General features: G+C 71.3%; 4 protein-coding genes. 2 read left to right on the top strand and 2 right to left on the bottom strand.

The window, feature by feature from the left end; translation table 11 throughout:
• The coding region (locus tag JHD21_RS11935) for a hypothetical protein (RefSeq protein WP_292675307.1) at positions 1-837 on the bottom strand (837 nt) is incomplete at its 3' end.
• Positions 838-945: 108 nt separating this feature from the next.
• Here JHD21_RS11935 and JHD21_RS11930 point away from each other — a divergent pair.
• Together JHD21_RS11930 and JHD21_RS11925 are read left to right on the top strand one after the other, a co-directional pair.
• Complete coding sequence (locus tag JHD21_RS11930; RefSeq protein WP_292675303.1) at positions 946-1,683, top strand: hypothetical protein; 738 nt, start codon at positions 946-948, stop codon at positions 1,681-1,683.
• A gap of 113 nt (positions 1,684-1,796) precedes the next feature.
• Entirely contained in the window at positions 1,797-2,537 is a 741-nt protein-coding gene (locus tag JHD21_RS11925; RefSeq protein WP_292675300.1) for an alpha/beta hydrolase, read from the top strand.
• Here the strand turns inward: JHD21_RS11925 and JHD21_RS11920 are convergent.
• Positions 2,490-3,141, bottom strand: a 652-nt coding sequence (locus JHD21_RS11920; protein ID WP_292675298.1) for a hypothetical protein, incomplete at its 5' end; no start/stop codon positions are given. The genes JHD21_RS11925 and JHD21_RS11920 overlap by 48 nt on opposite strands.

The raw sequence follows: 3,141 nt of genomic DNA, 5'->3' as shown, positions 1-3,141 counted from the left end.
GGTCCGGGTCGGGGTGGCGTCGAGGTCGCCGGCCAGGAGGGCCTGGGCGCGGGCGGGGTCGGCCAGGATCCCGAGCGCGATCGAGCGGCGGACGTCGAGGGAGTCGTGCTCGTGCTCGGGCAGGTGGGACAGGACCTCGGCCACCGCGGACAGCGTCTCGTCGAACGGGGCCAGGTCCGCCCAGTCCGCCTTGGCATCCATGGCACCGATCCCGGTGTAGTTGATCGAGGCGGCGTCGATCGTCACGTGCCGGGCGTCGAGTGCGAGGAACTGCTCGAGCTCGCGCTGCTCGGCGTGCAACCGGAGCATCGCTTGGTCGACGAGCCGCTCGAGGACGACCGGGCCGATCGTGCCGGACTCGGCGACCCGCTCGGTGACCTGCTGGTCGACGTAGCGGCACACGTCGGCGGGCTGACCGAGCAGGGCCTGGGCCACGGTGCGGGCCCGCCAAGCGGCGACCTTGCCGGCCCGGACCTGCTCCCAGAACCGGGGGGTCCGGTGCGCCAGGACGAGTACGTCACGGATCACCGCCCGGCCTGCGGTGGTGGTCATGTCGTTGGCGGCCGCGAACGCCGCCGGGGCGTCCCAGCGGACCGCGGGCAGGCCGATCCACTCCCGGTCCTCCTCGGGGAGCTGGTCGGTGGTGTCCTCCAGCCACGACGGCGCCTCGACCGGCTCCCAGGACTCCTGCCCCGGCAGTCCCGGGTGCGCGTGCGCGAACTCCAGGGCCAGCTCGAGAACCTCCACCTCCGCCGCGTCCGCGGCCCGGCGGCGCTCCCGCACCCGGGTCAGCAGGTCCCGCCCCAGCGGTGCTGAGTCGGGGAGCTGGTCGGCCATGAGAGTCATCGTGCTACGACTATAACCGAACATCTGATCGAATACAAGCCGAGGGAATGACGGCCCTTGGCTCGTTCCGGCTGGGCCGTCGTGTGGCAGATTCGAGCCATGCCCCTTCGACACCTCCGCCAGAACGCCGTCGCCTACCTCGCTCTGGTCGTCGCGCTGTCCACCGGATCCGCGTACGCCGCCGAGCGGATCGCCAACGGCTCCGTGACGACCAAGAAGCTGGCCAACAACGCGGTCACCTCCGTCAAGCTCAAGAACAACTCGGTCAAGTCGATCGACATCAAGTCCGGCACCGTCAACTCCGACGACATCGGGACCAACGCCGTGTCCTCGCTGGAGATCGGCGACAGCTCGGTCACCACCACGGACATCCAGGACGGGACGCTGCTGGGCGCGGACATCAAGGACGACACGATCACCCGAGCCGACATCAACGACAGCGTCGTGCCGCAGGACGCGGACATCATCTTCAGCAACGTCGGTGCGGGGACCCCGCCGGTCACGGCGCAGGGACCGGGCCTCAACTCGTTCCAGTTCACGCTGCCGCGCAACTCCAAGCTGGCGATCGAGTTCTTCGCCGGCGAGCTCGGCGTCGACTGCGCCGGCGGCGCCCAGGGCCAGGTCGGGATCTACCTCGACGGCGCGCCCAAGACAGCCACGCTCACCAACGTCCCGGCCAGCGCGGACGCCGGGGCGGTCCAGATCGTCACCCAGGACTTCCTCCAGTCGGGGACGCACACGCTGACCACCGGTGAGCTGTGCGTGGGTGGGGTCGCCTACGGCCCGACCGTCCCCGCCGAGCGGGTGACCTGGACGGTGCACATGCTCGCCCGCTGACCGGTCCGGAGCGGCCGTGGCTCCGAACGCCGGGCATGCGCCTGCGCCGTCGTGCCCTGCTCGCCGCACCGCTCGGCGGTGCCCTCGTCGCCGCCTGCGGGGAGGATGACTCCGTGCCCGCCTCCACCTCCCGCGAGAGCCGGGTCGCCTACGGCGACGACCCGAGCCAGTTCGGCGAGCTGACCCTGCCGACGGCAACGCCGCGGGGCGTGGTCGTGGTGATCCACGGGGGCTTCTGGAAGGCGGCGTACGACCTGGACCTGGGGCGTCCGCTGGCCGCGTCCCTCGCCGAGCAGGGCTGGGCGGCGTGGAACCTCGAGTACCGCCGGGTCGGGAACGGTGGCGGACGTCCCCAGACCTTCGACGACGTCTCAGCGGGCATCGACAAGCTCGCCGACCTGGGTCTCGACCTCACGACCGTCGTCACCCTCGGCCACTCGGCCGGCGGCCACCTCGCGGTGTGGGCGGCCGGGCGTGGCAGGTACGACGGGTGGCCGTCGCGGGTGCCGGTGACGGCGGCGATCTCGCAGGCCGGCGTCCTCGACCTGGTCGGCGCCACCGAGCTGGGGCTGGGCGGCGGCGCCGTGGAGGCGCTGCTCGGCCACCGCGCCGGCCCCGCCGACGAGGACGTCGACCCGCTCCAGCAGGTGCCCCTCGGCGTACCGGTCTTCTGTGTGCACGGCGTCGACGACGGCATCGTCCCGATCCGTCAGTCGCAGGACTACGTGGACGCCGCGCTCGCCGCCGGCGGCGGCGCCGAGCTCGTCGAGGTCGACGGTGACCACTTCGTGGTGATCGATCCCGGGTCAGCCGCCTGGCGGACGCAGCTCGGGATACTCGATCGGCTTGGGTGAGCGACCGGCCGGGGGCATGGCCTCCCCCGGCGGGGGCAGGTTGCTGATCTTCTGCCAGATCTTGCGCGACAGCCCGACCGTGAGTGTCTCGATCCGAGAGACGGTGTCCAGCACCACGTCGTCGCGGGACTCCTCGGCGCACAGGGCTGCCGCCTTGCCGACCAGGCTCAGCAGCTCCGAGCAGTAGTCGAGGTAGCGCTCCATCTCGTCCCGGGTGAGGTCGAGCGGCCTGCTCACCTTCGTCGGGATGTACGTCGGCCGCAGCTGCTCGGGGTCCTTGCTCAGCTGGTGCATGTCGATGATGTGCGCCGTGGACCTCAGCTGGAACAGCAGGTTGAGCAGCTGGCCGCGGCGCAGCCGTTCCGGGAAGGAGTAGAGGAAGAAGACCGCGATGCCGGCGTAGACGACGTCGTTGATCACTGTCTCGATGAGCGGCAGCAGCTGGAACGAGTCGAGGTCGTCGAGCTGGACCGCGTCGGCCGTGGCCAGCACCACCGCCGCCCCGGTCGCGGCCAGGATGGCGAGCATCGCCACCCGCGACAGCAGGCGGATGAAACGCACCCGGCCCTGGCTGTCCGTGGCGCTCGCCTGCACCTGGTCGATG

Source organism: Nocardioides sp., from assembly GCF_016462705.1.
Taxonomy (GTDB): domain Bacteria; phylum Actinomycetota; class Actinomycetes; order Propionibacteriales; family Nocardioidaceae; genus Nocardioides.
This window is presented reverse-complemented; position numbering and strand designations above follow the sequence as displayed.

Coding starts and splice junctions, on each gene's coding strand:
- JHD21_RS11930 (WP_292675303.1), top strand. CDS start 946: ATGCCCCTTCGACACCTCCGCCAGAACGCCGTCGCCTACCTCGCTCTG.